This is a genomic window from Dermabacter vaginalis (genome assembly GCF_001678905.1).
In the GTDB taxonomy this organism is placed as follows: Bacteria; Actinomycetota; Actinomycetes; order Actinomycetales; family Dermabacteraceae; genus Dermabacter; species Dermabacter vaginalis.
Map to the genome: position 1 here is coordinate 993495 of NZ_CP012117.1, position 19793 is coordinate 1013287.

Here is a 19793-nt window from a genome sequence, read left to right on the forward strand (position 1 = left end):
TTCATCGTGGTGGTTCCGTAAGTCCAAGAATGCGACTTGTGCGTGCGAGGTGATCTCGGGCGTCACCTTCGGTAGAGAATATGGCGCGAAGACGTGGCTCCCACTCAGACGCCTTCGCAGGGAAGGCACGCGAAAGCAAGTCGAGCATGATTGAGGTGGCCGTTGAGGCACCCGGCGACGCACCGAGGAGCCCGCTCATGCTTCCGTCGGCTGAGGTGAGTAGCTCGGTCCCGAATTGGAGGGTGCCGCGCGTGCGCGAGAGCGGTGCGATGACCTGCACCCGCTGGCCGGCCTCGAGCAGTTCCCAGTCCTCAGCCTTCGCGCCCGGCAGGTACTCGGCAAGTGCCGCGAGGCGATCGTCAAAACTCTGCGTGAGTTGCGAGGCGAGATAGGCGATCAGGTCGAGGTTGCCGGGAGCAACGGACGCCATGGGCAGAGCGTTCGAGGCGCGGATCGAGCGGAAGAGATCTGTCACGGAACCCGATTTGAGGAATTTCGGGCTCCATCCCGCGTATGGGCCGAACATGAGTTCGCGTGTGCCATTGATGACTCGGGTGTCGAGGTGGGGCACGCTCATCGGGGGCGATCCGACGGCAGCCTTCCCGTACACCTTTGCTTCGTGCCGCGCGGCGAGTTCAGGATTCGTGCAGCGAAGCCACTGCCCGGAGATGGGGAACCCGCCGTAGCCGCGGATCTCGCTGATTCCAGAGCGCTGAAGGAGGGGGAGTGCAGCACCGCCCGCTCCGACGAAGACGAATGGCGCGCGAACAACGTGCGTTGAGTTGTGAGTGCGGGCCATAACGCCCCAGTCCTTGCCCATGCGACGCAGATCCACGACGTTGGAGCCGAAATGTACGCTGGTGCCCGCTTTCGTCGCGGCCTCGAGGAGCGCACGCGTGAGGGCGCCAAAGTCCACGTCGGTGCCCGCGAGTGAGCGGGTTGCCGAAAGCGGCGTGTGCGCGGTCCGGCCCTCCATCACGAGGGGAGCCCACTCGGCAAGGCGGGAGGGATCCTCCGTGTACTCAAGTGAGGAAAACAGGGGGTGCGGGTGAAGAGCAGCGAAGCGCGCTTTGAGGAACCGCCGGTTCTCTTCACCGTGGACGAGGCTCATGTGTGCAACGGTGCGGATGAAACGCTCAGGGTGTTCGAGCGTGCCGTTTTCGACGAGGTGCGCCCACCATGCACGCGAGAGCTGGAATTTCTTGTTGATCTCGAGTGCTTTGTCGATCGAGACGCGCCCGTGGGTATCCATGGGCGTGTAGTTGAGTTCGCACAGTGCGCTGTGGCCGGTACCGGCATTGTTCCAGGCATGCGAGGATTCGAGAGCGGGGCCCTCGAGCCGTTCGAGAACGACGATGTGCCACGTCGGTTCGAGTTCACGAAGGAGCATCGCAAGGGTCGCCGAGGCGATGCCCGCACCGATGAGAACGGCGTCGGCGTGCTCGACCGTGAGTGCCGAGGTTGCGCGAGACGAGTGCGCGGATACTCGCATGTGCGGGGGTGCTCCTTCGGTTCGGTGGAAGCGGTCGCTGTCCTGGGCAGCGCTGGCGTTCCGTTCAATCCTAGGCGCTCAGGCGCGGGCCTTTCACGCCTCTGGCGAACAACGGCGCACCGAGTGGAGGCACGCAGTAGGCTCGTAAGCAACGCCGAAAAACCAAGGGAGATTCATGTTCGAGAGGTTTACCGATCGCGCCCGCCGAGTCATCGTGCTCGCGCAGGATGAGGCGCGCCTTCTCAACCACAACTACATCGGCACCGAGCACATCCTCCTGGGCCTCATCCACGAGGGTGAAGGCGTGGGAGCGAAGGCTCTCGAATCGCTCGGCATCACGCTCGAGGGCGTGCGCGAGCAGGTGCGCGAAATCATCACGGAGGGCACGCAGGCCCCCACGGGGCACATCCCGTTTACGCCACGTGCAAAAAAGGTGCTCGAGCTGAGCCTTCGCGAGGCCCTCCAGCTCGGTCACGGCTACATCGGCACGGAGCACATCCTCCTTGGGCTGTTGCGCGAGGGCGATGGTGTAGCAGTCAAGGTTCTCACGCGCATGGGCGCCCAGCCGGCTGCCGTGCGTCAGGAAGTCATCGAGAGGCTCTCGGGTTACCAGGGCAAGGAAACGGTGAACGCCGGTGGCGGCAACCAGGAGGGGACTCCGTCGGGCTCCCTCGTGCTCGACCAGTTTGGCCGTAACCTCACGCAGGCGGCGCGTGACAAGGAACTCGACCCGGTCATTGGCCGTGAGCGCGAGGCCGAACGCGTCATGCAGGTGCTGAGCCGCCGCACGAAGAATAACCCCGTGCTGATCGGTGAGCCGGGCGTTGGTAAGAGCGCCGTCGTCGAGGGGCTCGCCCAATCGATCGTCGCGGGTGACGTCCCCGAAACGCTCAAGGACAAGCAGCTGTACACGCTTGATCTCGGTTCGCTCGTGGCCGGCTCGCGCTACCGCGGTGACTTCGAGGAACGCCTGAAGAAGGTGCTCAAGGAAATCAAGACCCGCGGCGATATCGTGCTGTTCATCGATGAGATCCACACGCTCGTGGGTGCCGGCGCGGCCGAGGGCGCGATCGACGCGGCAAATATCCTCAAGCCGATGCTTGCGCGCGGCGAGCTTCAGACCATCGGCGCGACCACACTCGAGGAGTACCGCAAGCACATCGAGAAGGACGCCGCTCTTGAGCGTCGTTTTCAGCCGATCCATGTCGAAGAGCCGAGCGTTGAGGAGACGGTCGACATCCTTCGCGGCCTTCGCGATCGTTACGAGTCCTTCCACAAGGTCACGATCACTGATGACGCTCTCGACGCGGCCGCTCAGCTCGCGGCTCGCTACGTGAATGATCGTTTCCTGCCGGATAAGGCGATCGACCTGATCGACGAGGCCGGTGCGCGCCTACGTATTCGCCGACTCTCGGCTCCGCCCGAGCTGAAGGAATACGACCAGAAGATCGAAGAGGCGAAGCGCGCGAAGGAATCCGCGATCGATGCGCAGGACTTCGAGAAAGCCGCGAGCCTCCGCGATGACGAGCAAAAGCTCACGGCCGAGCGCAAGGCTAAGGAAGATGCGTGGCGTAATGGTGAGTCCGACGCGATCAGCATTGTGAACGACGACGTGATCGCCGAGGTTCTCGCGGCCGCAACCGGCATCCCGATCGTGAAGCTCAACGAGGCCGAATCTACGCGTCTGCTCAACATGGAAAACGAGCTCCACAAGCGCGTCGTGGGCCAAAACGAAGCGATCAAGGCGCTCTCGCAGTCGATCCGCAGGACTCGCGCGGGCCTCAAGGATCCGAAGCGCCCTGGCGGCTCGTTCATCTTCGCGGGCCCCACGGGCGTTGGGAAAACCGAGCTCGCGAAGGCGCTCGCCGAGTTCCTCTTCGGCGACGAAGACGCACTCATTACGCTCGATATGTCGGAGTTCGGTGAAAAGCACACGGCCTCGCGTCTGTTCGGCTCGCCTCCCGGTTACGTGGGTTACGACGAGGGTGGTCAGCTCACCGAGAAGGTGCGCCGCAAGCCGTTCTCCGTTGTGCTGTTTGACGAGATCGAGAAGGCTCACGTCGATATCTTCAACTCGCTCCTGCAGATTCTCGAGGACGGCCGCCTCACTGATTCGCAGGGCCGCGTCGTGGACTTCAAGAACACGGTCATCATCATGACGACCAACCTCGGCACGCGTGACATCGCGAAGGGCGTCTCGATCGGCTTCCAGGCCGGCGGCGACCTCTCGACGAGCTATGAGCGCATGAAGGCGAAGGTGAATGAGGAGCTCAAGCAGCACTTCCGCCCCGAGTTCCTCAACCGTGTTGACGACATCGTGGTCTTCCCGCAGCTCTCGCGCGAAGAAATCAAGCAGATCGTCGACCTCATGGTTAGTCGCCTCGACGTGCGCCTCGCGGAGCGCGGTATGTCGGTGACGCTCACCCCTGACGCACGCACGCTCCTCGCGGAAAAGGGCTACGACCCAGTTCTCGGCGCCCGTCCGCTTCGCCGCGCGATTCAGCGGGACATCGAGGATTCGCTCAGCGAGAAGATCCTGTTCGGCCAAGTGAAGGACGGCGACGAGATCGTGATCGATGCCGAAGGTGAGGGCCCGCTCGGGGTGTTCACGTTCGCCACGAAGAACGAGGACGGCTCGCTCGAGCCGATTTCCGAGGACATTTCTGTTGAGGACATCGCTGGCTAACCTTTGTGCGTGAGTCCTAGACATGCACGTCGTTGAAGAGATTGTCGTCCACGCGGGAGAAGCGTGGTGGGTCCACCTCGTGGTCGCCGCCTTCTCCCTCGTGGACGCTTTTTTCCCTACTGTTCCGAGCGAATCGTTGCTTGTCGCGCTCGGATCCCTGTGGGCGACCTCCGGTAAGCCGTCGCTTATTCTGCTCATCCTGGCGGGCTGGGCAGGAGCCGCGGTCGGCGACCACGTGACCTACCAGATTGGCCGTATGCTTCCGTGGCAGAAGCTCTCTTTCTTTAACGAGGGCCGTCGCGGGCATCGAGCGGTCGAGGCCGCGGAGCGTGGCCTCGAACGGCACGCCTTCACCTATCTCATGACGGCGCGGTTCATTCCGCTCGGGCGCACGGCGGTGAACCTCGTCGCCGGTGGTCTTGAGTACCCGCGTGCTCTATTTACGCCGCGCATTATCCTCGCGACCTTCATGTGGGCCGTCTATTCAAGCCTTATCGGGGCACTTGCCGGCCAGTGGTTCGAGGCGCATCCGCTGCTCGGAATCGTCGCCGCGCTCGTATTGGCGTTCGCCTTCTCACTTCTCGTTGAGCGCGTCGTCCGAAAGTTTCACGCATTGAAGGCGAAGCAGACGTCGGAACGGGCCTGACCCGCGCGCGAACCGCTAGTTCCGCGGTGAGAATCGCGAAGGCGAACCGAGAGCGATTTTTCCCTCCGGCGTGCGCGAAATGAAACCCTCGTCAAGGAGATCGGCCAGAAGCCGTGCGAAGCGGTCTGGGTCCGTCCCGCTTTCAACCTCGAGAGTTCCGACGGTGGCCTCACCACCCTCGCGCAGGGTCTTGAGGATTTTTCCGCGGATCTGTCGATCTGTTCCTTCATACCCCTGCGGGCGTGTTGTGCGCTCGCCGAGACCGGGGCGCCCAGCATCAAGCCACGCGCAGTGAGGCGCGAGCGGGCATGCCTCGCAAAGGGGCGTGCGGGCACGGCACACGAGCGCGCCGAGTTCCATGATGCCCTCATTCCATATGCGCGCGCGTTCGGGGGCGTCCGGAACCAGCGCGTCGAAGCGATCGCGGTCGTGCTTCGTCACGTGTGCTTTAACCGAGGGTTTGGCGTCGAGCACTCGCGTCAGTACGCGCCTGATGTTGGTATCGAGCACGCACGCGCGCTGTCCCTGCGCGAAACATGCAACTGCCGCGGCGGTGTAGGAGCCGATTCCCGGTAGCGCAGTGAGCGCGTCCACGCCAACCGGAAGCTCTCCGCCGTGGTCCCGCTCGACAATGCGCGCGCACTCAAGAAGTCTGAGCGCGCGGCGCGGGTAGCCGAGGGAGCCCCACGCGAGCAGGACTTCGGCCGCGTCGGCATGGGCGAGCGCGTGCGCGGTTGGCCAACGCTTCATCCACGCGCGCCAGGGCTCTGCGACGCGGGAGACGGGGGTTTGTTGGCTCATGATTTCGCTGACGAGAACGCCCCATGGGCTCGTGTGCGAATCGCGCCAGGGTAGGGGCCGACGGTGGGTCGCAAACCACGTGGCGACTGGCTCGTAGAGGTCGGGGCATGAAGGCATAGCGCTCCATGCTACCGAGATTCGGCAGGCGCTCGCGAGGACTACCTATGGGGCGCGCCGTTGAGGGGATGCAGGTAGGCGCGGTTGATCTCAAGGTCCGAGATTGGGCGTCGCTGCTGGAAGAAACAAGCGGACACAAGAAAGCCCCGGGGCGGGCGAAACCGTGAGGTTCGCGCCGTGCCGCCGGGGCGTGGTGCTTAACTCGCATATGCGAGTTAAGGCTTACTTGGTGTTCTGCGCCTTGAGAAGGTCGCGGATGTCGGTGAGAAGGTCGATGTCGGTGAGTTCCGTGACCTCCTCCGTGATGCCGCGGCGCTTCTTGTCGAGTTCACGCGCCTTGTTGACGGGCAGCACGAAGACGAAGTACACGACTGCCGCAGTGATGAGGAAGGAGATGACCGCGGAGATGATCGCACCAAAGTCGAGGGTCGTCGCTTTGTTGTCCGCGATGATGCGGTAGGCGAAGCCATCAACGTTTGCGCCGCCGAAAACGGCGACGACGGGCTGAATGAGGTGATCGACGAAAGCCTTGATGAGGGCGGTGAATGCACCGCCGATGACAACGCCGACCGCGAGGTCGAGAACGTTGCCCTTCATGATGAATTCTTTGAAGCCGTTCACGGCCGTTCCTTTCGATAAGGGTATTCGGAGCAGGTTCGGTCATCGCCGAAATAATCCCGCGAAAGTCAAACTAACCGACCACGGCGATAAAAGGGGGATCGTTCAGTGTGCAATGAGCAATAGTGGAAACTTGCGCCCGATCGATTTCGACTGTGGCCATGGTGCTGCTCGGGGCTGCGAGAGGCGATGCTTCGCCCGGTGCGCCGGTAAGAGGCGCGCGCAAGACGGCACGAACGTCGGTGAGGGGTGTGTCGTCGGCGAAACCTTCGGAACTCCCTGATGGCTTACAGATAATGCGGAGCTGTGTGCCTGGCTCTGCCGCATCCACGATCCCTCCGCTCGCAATCGGGATCGACACGAGTGCTCGATGCGCGGCAAGCGCCGATTCTTTTTCGCGCAGATGTTCGCGGAGCACGAGCGCACCCTTGCTGATCGAGCCCGCAGCGCTTTCACCAGCAATCTCTCGCGTGCTTCGCACCGCTCCTTCGGGAACGAGGTCGGGGCGCACCATCGTTGTCGTGAGATCCTGCTCCTCGATCGTGTCTCCCGGTGAAAGGTCACGCGCGGCAACGACGACCGCAACTCCGGGCAGAATGTGTGCGGCAAGTGGCGGCGCACTGACACTCATGAGCGCGGCGAGAACGACGAGGGTGACGAGCCCTCTGTTTTTGCGTACGGCACGGCGTAGGTGCGGGCCTGCTGTGGCAAGTGCGCGCTGAGCCCGCGCGAGCGATGATTCCTCTCCCATGAGCCCCACGCTAGGCGAGAATCCCCCCTCGTCTCCCGGCTCGAGGCGTCTGTGGGGAAGACGCGCGGCTGTGGAGCATGCCCCGTAGCGCGGGCGTTACGAGCGAGTATTCAGAGAAACGAGACCCGACTCGGTGAGGACCTCGGGGATCGGCACGTCATGAGGCTCGCGGGGGAGCGCGTCAAAATCAAGGAGCTCGGTCTCGTGGATCAGGGTGAGGACTCGCGTACCGGGACGGGCGTGGGCGAGGGCGCGATCGTAATAGCCCTTGCCGTGCCCGAGGCGAGTGCCTGAACGGTCGACCGCAACCGCGGGCGTGATGATGAGGTCGGCACGGGCGAGCCCTTTGGTCCCGAAGGATTCCCCCGAGGGCTCGGAGCCGAATTTTGCGCCCCCGGAAGGGGCGAGGACTTCCTCGCCGTCCCACGCGCGCCAGCCGAGAAGCTCCCCCTCGAAGGTAGGAAGGATCACGGTGTGGCCACTGCGTGCCTGACGCCGGAGCCACGTGAGGGCGCTTGCTTCGGCGGGCACCGGACTGTAGCCAGCGATCACGAAGGGGCGCCCCGCGGCCTCAATCCACGGGTCAATGCTTTGCTCGAGGTGGGATCGGATGCGAGCGGCGCTTTCTCGCGCGGCTTCAGCGACGTAGGTCTCGCGCCGAGCGCGGAGAATCTCGCGGCGAAGTGCGCGCTTCGTTGCGGGCGTGGAGGTCTTATTCATAGAAACATCGTGCCACAGCGGCGCAGTTCGGAACACAGCTTTCGAACGTCGAAAGCCGGCTCTCGCGTGTACTAGCGCTAGGCTTCCCGTCATGAGACTCCGCGATGCCCCGCTCACCCTGCGCCCATTCGTGCGCCGTGATCGCAAGGCCTACGTCCGTGTGCGCGAGAGCAGCGCCGAGTGGCTTGAACGCTGGGAAGCGCGAGATCCCGCGTGGGGAGACGGCGGCTACCCTCCGTTTGAGGCGCAGTTTAGAGCGCTCAGGCGCCAAGGACGCGAGATCGCGTGGTCCTCCCTGGGAATCTTTCACAATCGCGCACTCGTGGGGCACATTGGTTTTTCCCCGATCGTGTTCGGTTCGCTTTCGAGCGCGCAGGTGGGGTACTGGGTGGCCCCGGAATGGGCGGGGCGCGGAATAGCCCCTCGAGCCCTCGCTCTCGCGCTCGAAGAGGTGCTCATCGGGGAGGGGCTCCACCGCGTGGAGATTCTCGTGCGCCCCTCCAATACCGCGTCGCTCAGGGTGGTCCAGAAATTGAGGCTTCGGGAAGAGGGGATACGCGAGCGCTGCATCTACGTTTCGGGCGCGTGGCGCGACCATCGAGTATTCGCGCTGACCCGAGAGGAGGTCCCCGCGAGAGGTCTTCTTCGCGACCGAGTCTCGCCCGTGCGGTGAGGTGCGCCCCATGGCCGCGACACGCGGTCGAATGTGCGCCCTGGCACGGCATAAAGTCCCTACGATCGAGGGGTGAACAGCTTTAATCTCGGTGCGGTGCTGATCGCCCTCCTCGTGGGCGTGTGGCTACTGTACGCCGTCCCCAAGACCGCTGATCGGCGGTATACGCTGGGGGAGGCGGAACGAGTCGCGCAGCAGCGTCACTCCGAGAGCGCCAGGGACGTCACAGACGCCTGCCGCACCTATTCTTCGATCTCGCACGAGGTGACCGACATGCCCGAGAACCGCAGCCTTCTCCGCCCCGCGGACCCGACCTCGCGACCGCGCTTCGGTGTGGAGGAACGCACCGACCTCGTCGAGGATCGCGCACCCGGTCCGGGTCTCAACATTGCGCTTACAACGATTCTTGTCATTCTTGTCGTCGCTACCCTCGCGAGCGTTGTCACGACCTCGCTTTCCCTCACGGAAATCTGGTTCCCGCTTGGAGCGGTGAGTGTGCTCGGGCTCTACCTCGCGCTCGTCCGTGCAACCCGTTCGATGCGTGCACGCTCAGTGAGACGCCCCGAAGACGAAAGCGATGCCGGCGCGCCTACTGAGGGCGCGCCCGAAGCCGAAGAGGAAGGCGCTGCCGAACTGAGCGACGCCGTCGCTGAGCAGGCGTCGGAAACCGAAAACTCGCGCCCGAGCGAGATGAGCCCTGCCGAGCGTCACGAAGCGTTCCTTCGCCAGGTGCTCGAGGCGCGCGAAGCGGGTCGAGGCAAGGCGCTTGCCGATGAGCGTTTCGCCTCCCGCGTGAGCTTCCGTTACGGCGCACTCTCGACCGGAAACAGCCTCGAAGCCGCAGACGTCGAAGAACGCGAAGCCGAAGCCGAACAGGGCACGTATCTCGCCTCGAACGCCCAGGTCATTGGCTCGGGTCTCACCGTCGACGACGTCATGCGCCGCCGCCGGGCCTGATTTTCCCGGGCTTTCGCGCCGTGGCAGTGATGCCTGCACCTCTCAGCTCGCGAGACTTCGAGCGCTATGAACGCGCCCTCGCTGATGCGAGCCTCCATCACCGCCCCGTTGCGATCCTCGACCTGGAGCGTTTTGACGCCAATGTTCGTGCGCTCAAGAAACGCGCCGGCGACACACCCATCCGCACTGCCACGAAATCGCTGCGTGTTCCTTTCCTCATCGAGCGTGCCGAGCGTGCTTTTGGCGGCGGGCTTTTGGCCTTCTCGCTCGCGGAAGCGCTCGACCTAGTGGAAGAGGGCTTCGGCGACATCCTCGTCGCGTATCCCACTTCTGATTTTGACGCGCTTAGGCGCCTCGTGACGAGTGAGCGTGCACTCGCGTCGGTCACTCTCATGGTGGACTCGCTTGGACACGCCGACATGATCGAGGCTGCCCGGCGTACTTCCCGCAGCACCAACGCCCCCGTGCGCGTGTGTCTTGAACTCGACTGTTCCTACGTCCCCGTGCGAGGCGTGCACCTGGGTGCGCTTCGCTCGCCACTGTTCAGTCCCTCTCACGCCGAAAGTTTTGCGCGAAGCCTCACGCACTACTCGGGTCTCACTCTCGTGGGCCTCATGGGCTACGAATCGCAAATTGCGGGCACGCCCAATCGAGGCTTCACCCCCGGGCGGCTGCTGACGCGAGGCATCCAAAAGCTCAGCGCGCGCGACGTCGCCGCGAGGCGAGGCGAGGCTGTGAGACGCGTGCGAGCGATAAGCGATCTCGAGTTCGTGAATGGGGGCGGAACGGGAAGCATAGAATCGACGTGCGCCGATCCAAGCGTGACGGAGGTGGCCGCCGGTTCGGGACTCATCGGTCCCGCGAGCTTCGATCACTTCGTAGGGTTTCGCCCCGAACCGGCGCTTGTCGTCGGTTTTCCGGTCGTGCGGCGCCCTGCGCGTAACGTCGCGACGATCCTTGGCGGGGGATGGGTCGCAAGCGGCCCGCCTGGTCTTGACAAACTTCCGAGCGTCGTACACCCGCGTTCGCTGAAATACGTGGGGCTCGAAGGTGCGGGCGAGGTGCAAACGCCGCTGCGTGGTCGTGCGGCCGAACGGCTGCGCGTGGGTGACACCGTGTGGGTGCGACACGCGAAGGCCGGCGAGGTTGCGGAGCACGTCGACACCTATGCCGTCGTGCGCGAGGATAGCGTCGTGGATATTGTCCCCACATATCGTGGAAGTGGACGCGCGTATATTTAGGCTTCTGATCCTTAGGGGAAGGCTGGGACATGGCAAAGGTCGCTTTGGGCTCGGCGCGCGAGATTCGCGCGAACTGGTCGAAGAACGTTGAGTTTGCGCCAACTCAGGTTGTGCATCCGCGTAGTGAGCGGGAGATCGTGCACCACATCGCGCGCGCCACCGCCCATGGAATCGGCATTCGCGCGATGGGCGCTGGGCACTCGTTTTCTGCGATCGCGAAGCCTGAAGGGGCCCTACTCACCTTGGATCACTATCGCGGTCTCGTGCACCTCGATAGCGACACCGGCGAGGTGACTTTACGCGCCGGTACGCGGCTGTGGGAAATTGGGCCCATGCTCGCCCAGCACGACCGTGCGCTCGAGGTGATGGGCGATATCGACCGGCAATCCATCGCGGGGGCGGTCAGCACCGGCACCCACGGGACGGGTGGGCGATTCACGGGCGTTTCCGGTCTCGTGACAGGCCTCAAGATTGTGCTTGCAAACGGTGATGCCGTGTGGGCCGACAGCGAGCATAACGTGAAGCTTTTCGAGGCCGCTCGCCTTGGCCTCGGCGCGCTCGGCATCATCGTTGAGGTGCGGCTGCGCACCGTCCCGCTCTACAAGCTCCACAGGCGCGAATACTCAGCTCCGCTCGAAGAGACCGCCGCGAGGTTCCTCGAGACGAGCATGGAGCAAGACCACCAGGAATTCTTCTTCGTTCCGAGTGGCCGCAGGGCGGTCGTACGCGAGCTCAACCACGTGCCCGCGGAATCGTCGAATCGAGGTATGGGCCGCGTGCGCACCTCTATCGAGAGCGAGGTCGTGGGCAATGGTGCGCTTGCACTGGCCAATCGGCTCGTGCAGGCCGTTCCCGCGACGAAGAGGCCTCTTTCGAGTGCGGTTTCCGCCCTCATGCCCGCGGGCGAGGCCGTGCACTTTCCCTACCGCCTCTTTGTGGCCTCTCGGCGCACGCGGTTTCGCGAGTGCGAGATGGCGATTCCCGCGAGCCGTTTCGGCGAGGCGTTCGAAGCCCTCACGCGCGCGCTCGAGGGTTCGACCCGTTCGCTCATCTTCCCCCTCGAAGTGCGTCGGGCAGCAGCTGACGACGTGTGGCTTTCCACGGCGAGTGAGCGCGACACTGTGTATATCGCCGCCCACAACCCCTTGCACGCAGAAAGCGATGACTACCTGCATCTCGTGCACGATACGCTCGTCGCGTTCGAGGGGCGCCCACACTGGGGAAAAATGCATTGGCTTCGGGAGACTGAACTGCGCGAGCTGTATCCGAACTTTGAGCAGTTCGTTTCCGTGAGAGACGAACTGGATCCCGATAGACTTTTCTCCACCCCTTACCTCGATTCCCTTCTTGGAGGATGACACGATGAAGCGCCTCGTAGGCTTGGCAGCAGCAGTGACGCTGGTTGCCGCGTCGCTCGCGGGATGTAGCGGCGGTAGTGTCGCTGAGGGGGCCGACGCCTCCCAGGACCGCACTACGGTCACTGTTTTTGCCGCGGCTTCCCTCAAGAGCACTTTCGAGAGGCTCGAAAAGGATTTTGAGAAGGAACATCCAAACGTCGATATCGTCTTGACGTTTGCCGGATCTCAAGACCTCGTGACCCAGATGGATGCTGGCGCACCTGCGGATGTCTTCGCTTCCGCCTCGCACTCATGGATGCAGAAGGCCAAGGACAAGAAACTCGTGACGGCTTTTCCTGAAGTTTTTGCACGAAACTCGCTTGAGCTCGCCGTTGCCGAGGGGAATCCGAAACGCATTGAGGGCCTCGACGACCTTGCTGCGCGTCCCGAGCTTGTCACGGTGCGGTGTGCAAGCGCTGTGCCGTGTGGAGAGCTCACGGATCGTCTTCTCAAGAACGCGGGACTTGACGCTATCGAGTTCGATACCGAGCAGAACTCTGTGACGGACACGCTCGGTTTAGTGGTCGCCGGGGAGGCCGATGCCGCGATCGTGTACGAGACCGACGTTGCCGGCGCCGAGGACACCGTTGACGGGGTCGAGCTCGCGGGTGCGGAGCGGCTCGACAACACCTACGAAATCGCGGTCACGAAAGAAGCCGAAACGGCGAACCGCAGCGAGGCAGCGCAGGAATTCGTCGACCTCGTTATGAGCCACGAAGGCCAGATGGTTTTTGAAGATGCCGGTTTCGCCCCGGTGAAGTGAATCCCGTGAACCGTAATGGTGGAACGCGGTTTCCGGCAACCGTCGGACTCCTCGCACTCGTGGCGGGCCTGAGCACCCTGTTCCCGCTCCTGTCCCTCGTACGTGGAACGCAATGGGCGAGCCTCCCGGCGCTCGCGAGTGCACCCGAAAATCTCACTGCCGCCGCGCTTTCTCTCGCTACGGCGAGCCTCGCGTGCATACTCTCGACCGTGCTCGGATGTGCCCTCGCCCTCGTGCTCGCACGCGCTACGAGTCCCCTCGTCGCCGTTCTCAGGGCTCTCGTACTCGTTCCCCTCGTTCTTCCGCCCGTTGTGTCGGGACTTGCGCTCGTACTGGCGTATGGCCGCCAGAGCCTCCTCTCGCCCCTTTTTGAGACCGTGGGTGTACAGGTCGTTTTTACGACGAGCGCGGTCGTGCTCGCGCAGACTTTCGTGTCCCTCCCGTTCGTGGTGCTGACGCTCGAAAGTGCGTTTCGTGCGCGAGGGTTCGCTGAGGAGAGGGTTGCGGCAACGCTTGGAGCACGACCGATGCGCGTGCTCCACACCGTGACTCTCCCTCGTTTTGCCGGCCCTCTTCTCATCGCCGCCACGCTCGCCTTTGCGCGCTCGCTCGGGGAGTTCGGAGCGACCCTCACTGTGGCCGGTTCTCTCGCGGGCACAACTCGCACGCTTCCACTCCAGATCTACCTGGCTCGCGAGGCTGATCTCTCGCACGCCGTGGGGCTCTCGATCCTGCTCGTGGCGTTTTCGCTCATTGTGGTGTCTCTTGCCTACGCGCGTGGCCCGTTGAACGGCGAGGGTGAGGAGCGATGACACTCTCGATCGAAGTGGTGTGCCCCGAGCGCGGCGTCGAGGCTCGTCTCGAGCTGGCCGAGGGGGAGCACGTTGCGCTCGTGGGACCGAACGGCGCGGGAAAATCCACGGTTCTCGAGGCAGCCGCGGGTGTTCTTCGTGAGGGTCGACGAACTCGAGTGCGGGTCTCGCTCGGCGGTAGAGAACTTTCGGGAGTGCCCGTTCACCGGCGCGGCTTTGCTTCTCTTTCGCAATCCGCTCACCTCTTTGGGCACATGAGCGTCCTTGACAACATTGCTTACGGGCTCGTGAGCGGCGGCATGAAGAAGCGTGCTGCTCGCGCGAAAGCGATCGCCCTCGCCGCAGAGGTGGGCCTCGAAGGGCTTGAGCACAGGCGCCCCGCGACACTCTCGGGCGGTCAGGCGCAAAAATGCGCGCTTGCGAGGGCCCTCGCGATTGAGCCGCGCGTGCTTCTTCTCGACGAGCCCATGGCAGCGCTTGACGTGCGGGCCGCTCGCGAGCTGCGCGGCCTTATTGCTCGACTTTCACGTTCGCGCACGCTTGTTTTCGCGACTCACGACCTACTCGATGTTCTCGCGTGGGCGGATCGCGTGTGTGTTCTCGAGTCTGGGCGCGTGGTCGAAGTAGGGGAGTGCGACGCTGCCCTCGCTTCACCGCATTCGGAGTTTCTCGCGGAGCTCGCGGGTCTTCAATGGGTGGAGGGCGAAGTTCGGGCGCGCGGAGTCTTCGTGACGCGCGGAGGCATCGCTCTCGAAGCGACGGGAGAGTGCAGGCTCGGCCCAGCGCGAGCGTTGATCGATCCTCGGGCCCTGCGCCTTCGCGAGGAGAGCCCTTCGGCCGCATCCGGTGCGGGGATCATTCGTGGCCTCTCTAGGATCGGGCACCGCCCCGTGGTCTACGTCGAAGACGTCCCCGTTGAGTTGAGCGCGCACGAGGAAGCGCGGGGAACGGTTGCGGAAGGCCAGACGGCGACGATCCTGCAATCTGCTCCCGTCAAGGTCGAGCCGCGACGCTGACGGCATGGCACGGTTCTGAGACGCAAAGACACGTTTCCAGGTTGAGAGAAGTCTCTGTGATGGAATAGACGCGTGAACACGGACTCTTCGGCGACGGCAAACACAGTCGAGCACGCGAAGCTTGCGGCCATTGCCCGCGAGGCGGCCACCGCTGCCGCGAGCTACCTCGCCGAAATCGGCGCCGGACCGGTTGAACGTGAGTACAAGGCAAACGCTCATGACATCGTGACGATTCACGACCGCGCGTGCGAAGACCGTATCCGGGAGGTTTTGCTTGAGCGGTGCCCGAAAGCGAGCATCGTGGGCGAAGAGGGAGGAACACTCGAAGGAACGAGTGCCGTAACCTTCTACGTTGACCCGATCGATGGCACCTCGAACTTTGCGACGGGAAACCCGCTTTACGCTATTTCGATCGGCGTGGCCGTCGAAGGCGTTCTCGTGGGCGGTGTCGTGAATGCTCCCGCTCTCGGGCGTGAGTTTTGGTCGGATACGAGCGGCGCCTACCTCGGCGACACGCGCCTCGGCCCGAACCCCGAGCGCGACTTCGCCGATGCCCTCGTGCTCACCGGATTCCCCGGACTTCGCGATCTGAGAGACGATCGAGCATTTGCCGAGCGCGAGCGCCATGCACTCCTCGAGAGAGCCGGGGCGGTGCGTCAGCTCGGATCGGCCGCGCTTGAACTCTGCTTCGTGGCCGGAGGCTGGGCCGACGCCACGACACTCACGCGCATTAACCCGTGGGATATCGCCGCCGGCTTCCATATCGTCGAGAAAGCTGGCGGCAGCGTGCGCACCTGGACATGCCGTCCCGAGGGCAGCAACGCTACCGTGGTTGTGCCCCAGGAATGCCCCGCCTACGTTGCATGCGCGAGCGCGAAGCGCTACGAAGAGCTCGATTCCTTGCTTGACCGAATCCACACGTCTCGATGTGAACGATCCCTACGTGATGAAGGAGCCCACCATGAGTGACCAACCCTCGAATCCATACGGCTTTAGCAATCCCACGTCCGGCAACAAGGGCACCGGTGCATCTGGCTTTGGCGGCCCTACCGGCCCCGGTGGTGTGACGAGCGATGAGCGCACCTGGGCGATTCTCGCGCATCTCAGCGCGCTTGTGGCCACCGTCGTTTCGGTCGGCTGGCTCGGCTGGGTGGGGCCGCTCGTGATCTATTTGCTCTACCGCGACAAGAGCCCATTTGTGCGCAACGCTTCGGCGGGTGCACTCAACTTCGCGATTAATCTTTTTGTGTACAGCGTCATTGCGTGGGGCTTTTTCTTCATTGGAACGTTCCTGTCGTTCCTCCTCGTTCCGCTCCTCTTCGTGGTGATCGCCGCGATCATTGGGCTGGCGGTGTTTGTGGCAACGATCGTGGTGCCGATTATTGCCGCGATGAAGGCCAATAACGGTGAGGCCTACACCTACCCCTTCACCGTGTCGATCATCAAGTGACTCGGCGCGAGACAGACGACCAAACGGTTGCTCCTGCGCTCCGGGTGGGATTCATCCCCGGGGTGGAACCTGATGTTTTCGCGCGGCGCTGGCGCGCGAACCGGGAGAGGGTCGAACTGGAATTGATTCCGCTCGATTCTCGCGCACCCGAGGAAGCACTCTCGAGCGGTGCGGTCGACATGGTCTTCGCACGGCTCCCGTGGATTGGTGCCTCGAGCGGGGGCACAACCGTGCTTGAGCCTGAGGATGTTCACGCGGTTCCACTGTGGGAGGAGAGACCGGTCGCCGTTATGGCAAAGGACAACCCGCTGAGCCTTTTCGACGAGATTGCAGAAGAGGATCTCGAGGGGGAGCACCACTTCAGCCTCGAGGAATGCGGCGGTGCGAAGGGAGCCGTCGCGACAGTCGCCGCAGGTCACGGCTACGCGGTCATGCCCATGTCCCTCGCGCGCCTGCACGCGCGACGGGATGTCACCCACCGTCCGCTTGCCGAGCGCGAAGGTACACGCATCGCGCTCGTGTGGCCAAAGGATGCCGACGACGACGTGCGACAGGAGTTTCAAGGCGTGGTACGGGGCCGCACCGCGCGAAGCTCGCGTCGTTAGGATGGAACGGAAATGACGAAGCAAGACCATTGAGGAAGTAACGATGAACGACCGCATGAACGTAGAAAGCTTTAATCTCGACCACCGAACGGTAGCGGCGCCCTATATCCGCATCGCCGATCGCAAGGATCTCGGCGGCGCCGTTCTCACCAAGTTCGACATCCGCTTTACCCAGCCGAACGTGGACGCCCTCGAGTCTGAGACGGTGCATTCGCTCGAGCACATGATGGCGGAGTTCTCGCGCAACCATAGCGAAGACATCCTCGATATCTCGCCCATGGGCTGCCGCACCGGTTTCTACATGCTCATGCGCGGTGATCACACGACCGAGGAGGTTGCCCCGCTCGTGGAGGCGACCCTGAACGATCTGCTCGAGGCGAGCGAGGTCCCCGCTGCGAACGAGGTCCAGTGTGGCTGGGGCGCCCACCACAGCCTCGAGGGCGCGAAGGCTGCCGCGAAAAAATTCCTTGAGAAAAAGAGCGAATGGCTCCAGGTGGAGGCGGCTGCCTGAAAATCACCCTCGGCTCAATCAGATCCACGAATCGAACCACATGTGGGCCCGCCACAGGTCGTAGGGAATGACCTGGGCGGTCCACAGTGGCCACCAGAAAATCGACATGAGTGTCATCGTGACCACTAGTGAAGCGATCGCCAAAAGCGCGATGCGCTTCCTCGTCCGTGACGCCGCGTGACCCCCGAACATGAGAGCGAACACGAACACGATCGCCATGATGAGCCACGGCTCAAACACGACCGAATAAAACTGAAAGATCGTGCGGTCAAGATACTGAAACCACGGCAGGTAGCCGGCGATGAGGCCCGAGAGAATTGCTGCCGCCGTTCCGTTGCGCTTAGCGATTGCGACGATGAGCGTGACGAGAAGCGCGAAAGTGCCGAACCACCAGATGAGCGGATTGCCGATATTGGTGATGGCCGCCGAGCACTTCTCTACCTCGCATCCCGCCTCGCCGTAGGTGTACGACTCGTAGTAGAAGCTTGTGGGGCGAAGCTGAAGGAGCCACAGCCACGGCTTTGCGGCATACGTGTGGGTCGAATCGAGCCCCACGTGGAACGAGTACATCTCCTCGTGGTAATGCCACAGCGAGAGGAGTGCTTCGCTCACGGGGTTCGAGGCGTGAGCATTCTCTGCTGCCCAGTTCCGAAAGTACCCGCCTTGAGAGGCGAACCATCCGCTCCACGACAGCACGTAGGTCACAAACGCACTGCCCACCATCGCAAAAAATGCGGGGATCGCATCGAGTGCGAAGCCGCGAAGTTTCCAGCGAGGATCGCCGTAGCGTTTCCTCGCAGTCCAGTCCCACAGCACCGTCATGATGCCGAACACGGCAAGGAAGTAGAGCCCCGACCACTTCACGCCGCACGCGAGGCCGAGCGAAATCCCCGCGGCAATACGCCACCAGCGCACCCCAGTGACATGCCCGAAGCCTTCCCCAGCGCCCTCGATCCGCCCGAGCGCATCGCGAAAGTGATCGCGGTCCCTCAGGAGAAAGTAGAACGCAAGGAGGCAGAAGAACCCAAGAATCAGGTCGAGCAAACTCGTCCGGGAGTGAGTGAGGTGGACTCCGTCAATGGAGAGCAGATAGGCCGCGAGAAACGCGAGAACAGTATTCTGCAGCAAGCGTCGGACCGTGAAAAATAACAGGAGCACGCCAAGCGTTCCAAGGACGGCCACGGAGATGCGCCAGCCCCACGGATTATCGGCTCCAAGGGCCCACTCGCCGAGCGCGATGACCCATTTCCCGACCGGCGGGTGGACCACGTACTGCGGATCAGGGAGATACGAGTCGATATCGCCGCGCTCGAATGCGGCCTTCGAGATGTCTTTCGCCCACGCGCGCTCATGGCCTTCGCGAAGAAGCGTGTAGGCGTCGCGCACGTAATACACCTCGTCAAAGATGAGGGTCTTGACGTGGCCGAGTTTGTAAAGGCGCAGCGCCCCCGCCCACACAGCGAGCACCGCGGCGAGAATCCACGTCGTCGCCCGATCGCTCAGACCGAAAAATCCGCGGGGCTTCCCGAATGAAGGCCGTGCGGCGCGTTTTCCTGTAGTGGGCACCGCTGTAGAGCCGCCGCTTGGCATCGCTTTCCTTTTACTCACCAGGCCATACTAGAGGGCCGCGCGATAGGATCGCACGGTGGAAACCGAGAACAAAACCGTGCTCACACCTGGAACTATCGCACTTGCCGCAACGCCCATCGGCAACCCCCTCGACGCGTCTTTCCGTCTCGTCGCGGCGCTTCGCGAGGCCGATCTGATCGCCGCTGAGGACACGCGCCGCGTCAAGAGGCTCGCGACCGAACTCGGAGTGAGGCTCACGGCGCGCACGCTCGCCTACCACGAGCACAACGAGAAGGAGCGCACCGAGGTACTTCTCGAAGCCGCGCGCGAAGGCCAAAAGGTACTTCTCGTCACCGACGCGGGTATGCCCGCTGTTTCCGATCCTGGTTTCCGGGCCGTCGACGCGGCACACCGCGAGGGCGTCGCCGTGGAAGTCTTTCCCGGGCCTTCGGCACCGCTGACCGCTCTCGTGCATTCGGGCATCGCCCCCGATCGTTTCGCGTTCGAGGGCTTCCTTCCACGGACAGCGGGAAAACGCTTGACCGCCCTCGAAGCACTGGCGCACGAGCAGCGCACTCTGCTCTTTTTTGAATCGCCGCGGCGCACCCGCGACACCCTCGAAGCCATGGCCGAAGTATTCGGTGAGGAACGCGATGCCTGCGTGGCGCGCGAACTCACGAAAACCCACGAGGAAATCGTGCGGGGCCCGCTAAGCTCACTCGTCGAATGGGCGCGCGCGAACGAGGTTCTTGGAGAAATCGTGATCGTCGTGGCACCCGCTCCGCCGAGCGAGGAAGACCCGGCTGATCTTGCCGCGCTTGTGCTCGAGCGAGCGGAGTCGGGGGAGCGCCTCAAAGACGCAGCAAAGGCTGTGGCTCGCGCGCACCAGGGCGTTTCGGCGCGAGACCTCTACGATGCTGCCCTCGAAAGAAAGAACGATTAAACCGAAAGGGCGCCCTACCCGCAGG

Annotated in this window: 20 protein-coding genes; 14 read left to right on the forward strand and 6 right to left on the reverse strand. The window is 63.4% G+C overall.

What is annotated here, in order from left to right:
* Position 1 precedes the first annotated feature (1 nt).
* Positions 2-1492 carry a malate dehydrogenase (quinone) gene (gene mqo / locus DAD186_RS04210; RefSeq protein ID WP_065247634.1) on the reverse strand — a complete coding sequence of 497 codons (1491 nt, stop codon included), beginning with the start codon at positions 1490-1492 and terminating at the stop codon, positions 2-4.
* A 175-nt stretch (positions 1493-1667) separates the two neighbouring features.
* Here mqo and DAD186_RS04215 point away from each other — a divergent pair, with 175 nt between their 5' ends.
* Positions 1668-4178, forward strand: coding sequence for an ATP-dependent Clp protease ATP-binding subunit (locus tag DAD186_RS04215; RefSeq protein ID WP_065247635.1), 2511 nt, complete (start codon positions 1668-1670; stop codon positions 4176-4178).
* Between the two features lie 22 nt (positions 4179-4200).
* Positions 4201-4824, forward strand: a complete 624-nt coding sequence (locus tag DAD186_RS04220; RefSeq protein ID WP_065247636.1) for a DedA family protein — start codon at positions 4201-4203, stop codon at positions 4822-4824.
* Positions 4825-4839: 15 nt separating this feature from the next.
* On the opposite strand, the gene DAD186_RS04225 is transcribed toward DAD186_RS04220, so the two are convergent.
* The 4 genes from DAD186_RS04225 to DAD186_RS04240 form a co-directional block, all read right to left on the reverse strand.
* Positions 4840-5742, reverse strand: a complete 903-nt coding sequence (locus tag DAD186_RS04225; protein WP_065247637.1) for an HhH-GPD family protein — start codon at positions 5740-5742, stop codon at positions 4840-4842.
* 222 nt (positions 5743-5964) lie between these two features.
* On the reverse strand, positions 5965-6363 hold the full coding sequence (gene mscL / locus DAD186_RS04230) for a large conductance mechanosensitive channel protein MscL (RefSeq protein WP_016664342.1): 399 nt from the start codon (positions 6361-6363) through the stop codon (positions 5965-5967).
* 70 nt (positions 6364-6433) lie between these two features.
* Entirely contained in the window at positions 6434-7111 is a 678-nt protein-coding gene (locus DAD186_RS04235; RefSeq protein WP_065247638.1) for an SAF domain-containing protein, read from the reverse strand.
* 96 nt (positions 7112-7207) lie between these two features.
* The gene (locus DAD186_RS04240; RefSeq protein WP_065247639.1) at positions 7208-7831 is read right to left on the reverse strand and encodes a 5-formyltetrahydrofolate cyclo-ligase; all 624 of its coding nucleotides are present in this window, start codon (positions 7829-7831) and stop codon (positions 7208-7210) included.
* A gap of 91 nt (positions 7832-7922) precedes the next feature.
* Between DAD186_RS04240 and DAD186_RS04245 the strand changes: the two genes are divergently transcribed.
* The 11 genes from DAD186_RS04245 to DAD186_RS04295 all read left to right on the forward strand — a co-directional run bounded on the left by DAD186_RS04245 (position 7923) and on the right by DAD186_RS04295 (position 17256).
* Positions 7923-8504 carry a GNAT family N-acetyltransferase gene (locus DAD186_RS04245; RefSeq protein ID WP_065247640.1) on the forward strand — a complete coding sequence of 194 codons (582 nt, stop codon included), beginning with the start codon at positions 7923-7925 and terminating at the stop codon, positions 8502-8504.
* A gap of 72 nt (positions 8505-8576) precedes the next feature.
* Positions 8577-9461, forward strand: a complete 885-nt coding sequence (locus DAD186_RS04250; RefSeq protein WP_065247641.1) for a hypothetical protein — start codon at positions 8577-8579, stop codon at positions 9459-9461.
* A 29-nt stretch (positions 9462-9490) separates the two neighbouring features.
* Positions 9491-10702 (forward strand): alanine racemase, encoded by a 1212-nt coding sequence (locus tag DAD186_RS04255; protein ID WP_082991078.1) that lies wholly within the window; start codon positions 9491-9493, stop codon positions 10700-10702.
* Between the two features lie 29 nt (positions 10703-10731).
* Entirely contained in the window at positions 10732-12060 is a 1329-nt protein-coding gene (locus DAD186_RS04260; RefSeq protein ID WP_065247642.1) for a D-arabinono-1,4-lactone oxidase, read from the forward strand.
* Between the two features lie 4 nt (positions 12061-12064).
* The gene (modA, locus tag DAD186_RS04265) at positions 12065-12862 is read left to right on the forward strand and encodes a molybdate ABC transporter substrate-binding protein (protein WP_065247643.1); all 798 of its coding nucleotides are present in this window, start codon (positions 12065-12067) and stop codon (positions 12860-12862) included.
* A 5-nt stretch (positions 12863-12867) separates the two neighbouring features.
* Entirely contained in the window at positions 12868-13674 is an 807-nt protein-coding gene (gene modB, locus DAD186_RS04270; protein ID WP_065248721.1) for a molybdate ABC transporter permease subunit, read from the forward strand.
* Complete coding sequence (locus DAD186_RS04275) at positions 13671-14690, forward strand: sulfate/molybdate ABC transporter ATP-binding protein (protein WP_065247644.1); 1020 nt, start codon at positions 13671-13673, stop codon at positions 14688-14690. Before modB ends, DAD186_RS04275 begins: the two co-directional genes overlap by 4 nt.
* Before the next feature lie 72 nt (positions 14691-14762).
* Positions 14763-15659: an inositol monophosphatase family protein gene (locus DAD186_RS04280; RefSeq protein ID WP_065247645.1), complete on the forward strand. Its 897-nt coding sequence runs from the start codon at positions 14763-14765 to the stop codon at positions 15657-15659.
* Positions 15652-16140, forward strand: a complete 489-nt coding sequence (locus DAD186_RS04285; protein WP_082991079.1) for a DUF4870 domain-containing protein — start codon at positions 15652-15654, stop codon at positions 16138-16140. Before DAD186_RS04280 ends, DAD186_RS04285 begins: the two co-directional genes overlap by 8 nt.
* Complete coding sequence (locus DAD186_RS04290; RefSeq protein ID WP_065247646.1) at positions 16137-16745, forward strand: LysR family transcriptional regulator substrate-binding protein; 609 nt, start codon at positions 16137-16139, stop codon at positions 16743-16745. Before DAD186_RS04285 ends, DAD186_RS04290 begins: the two co-directional genes overlap by 4 nt.
* A gap of 43 nt (positions 16746-16788) precedes the next feature.
* Entirely contained in the window at positions 16789-17256 is a 468-nt protein-coding gene (locus DAD186_RS04295) for an S-ribosylhomocysteine lyase (RefSeq protein WP_065247647.1), read from the forward strand.
* An 18-nt stretch (positions 17257-17274) separates the two neighbouring features.
* Here the strand turns inward: DAD186_RS04295 and DAD186_RS04300 are convergent, their stop codons facing one another.
* Positions 17275-18864: a dolichyl-phosphate-mannose--protein mannosyltransferase gene (locus DAD186_RS04300; RefSeq protein ID WP_065247648.1), complete on the reverse strand. Its 1590-nt coding sequence runs from the start codon at positions 18862-18864 to the stop codon at positions 17275-17277.
* Positions 18865-18901: 37 nt separating this feature from the next.
* Here DAD186_RS04300 and rsmI point away from each other — a divergent pair, with 37 nt between their 5' ends.
* The gene (gene rsmI / locus DAD186_RS04305; RefSeq protein ID WP_082991080.1) at positions 18902-19768 is read left to right on the forward strand and encodes a 16S rRNA (cytidine(1402)-2'-O)-methyltransferase; all 867 of its coding nucleotides are present in this window, start codon (positions 18902-18904) and stop codon (positions 19766-19768) included.
* Positions 19769-19793: the final 25 nt, after the last annotated feature.

Excerpts from the sequence above, each read along its gene's own strand:
- DAD186_RS04240 (WP_065247639.1), bottom strand. The coding sequence starts at position 7,831 with ATGAATAAGACCTCCACGCCCGCAACGAAGCGCGCACTTCGCCGCGAG.
- DAD186_RS04260 (WP_065247642.1), top strand. The coding sequence starts at position 10,732 with ATGGCAAAGGTCGCTTTGGGCTCGGCGCGCGAGATTCGCGCGAACTGG.
- DAD186_RS04215 (WP_065247635.1), top strand. The coding sequence starts at position 1,668 with ATGTTCGAGAGGTTTACCGATCGCGCCCGCCGAGTCATCGTGCTCGCG.
- DAD186_RS04235 (WP_065247638.1), bottom strand. The coding sequence starts at position 7,111 with ATGGGAGAGGAATCATCGCTCGCGCGGGCTCAGCGCGCACTTGCCACA.
- DAD186_RS04295 (WP_065247647.1), top strand. The coding sequence starts at position 16,789 with ATGAACGACCGCATGAACGTAGAAAGCTTTAATCTCGACCACCGAACG.
- DAD186_RS04275 (WP_065247644.1), top strand. The coding sequence starts at position 13,671 with ATGACACTCTCGATCGAAGTGGTGTGCCCCGAGCGCGGCGTCGAGGCT.
- DAD186_RS04245 (WP_065247640.1), top strand. The coding sequence starts at position 7,923 with ATGAGACTCCGCGATGCCCCGCTCACCCTGCGCCCATTCGTGCGCCGT.
- mqo (WP_065247634.1), bottom strand. The coding sequence starts at position 1,492 with ATGCGAGTATCCGCGCACTCGTCTCGCGCAACCTCGGCACTCACGGTC.
- DAD186_RS04255 (WP_082991078.1), top strand. The coding sequence starts at position 9,491 with ATGCCTGCACCTCTCAGCTCGCGAGACTTCGAGCGCTATGAACGCGCC.
- DAD186_RS04285 (WP_082991079.1), top strand. The coding sequence starts at position 15,652 with ATGAGTGACCAACCCTCGAATCCATACGGCTTTAGCAATCCCACGTCC.
- modA (WP_065247643.1), top strand. The coding sequence starts at position 12,065 with ATGAAGCGCCTCGTAGGCTTGGCAGCAGCAGTGACGCTGGTTGCCGCG.
- DAD186_RS04225 (WP_065247637.1), bottom strand. The coding sequence starts at position 5,742 with ATGCCTTCATGCCCCGACCTCTACGAGCCAGTCGCCACGTGGTTTGCG.
- DAD186_RS04220 (WP_065247636.1), top strand. The coding sequence starts at position 4,201 with ATGCACGTCGTTGAAGAGATTGTCGTCCACGCGGGAGAAGCGTGGTGG.